At 55.2% G+C, this 290-nt stretch carries 1 pseudogene; it reads left to right on the forward strand.

Annotation, left to right across the window (positions count from 1 at the left end):
• Positions 1 to 290, forward strand: a pseudogene (gene uvrA / locus NE591_RS15305) (ABC-ATPase UvrA); the annotation flags it as partial.

The following is a 290-nucleotide window of genomic DNA, read 5'->3' on the forward strand; positions in this document are numbered from 1 at the left end:
GTGGTCTTAACCGGCCTTTCCGGCTCGGGAAAATCCTCCCTGGCCTTTGATACGATCTACGCCGAGGGGCAGAGACGGTATATGGAATCCCTTTCGTCCTATGCCCGCCAGTTCCTGGGGCAGATGGAGAAGCCCGATGTGGAGAGCATCGAGGGACTTTCCCCGGCGATCTCCATCGACCAGAAATCCACCAACAGAAACCCGCGTTCCACGGTGGGAACAGTGACGGAGATCTACGATTATATGCGTCTTTTATATGCCAGAATCGGTATCCCCCACTGTCCCAAATG

The sequence above is a fragment of the Adlercreutzia sp. DFI.6.23 genome (assembly GCF_024462535.1).
Lineage (GTDB): Bacteria > Actinomycetota > Coriobacteriia > Coriobacteriales > Eggerthellaceae > Adlercreutzia > Adlercreutzia rubneri.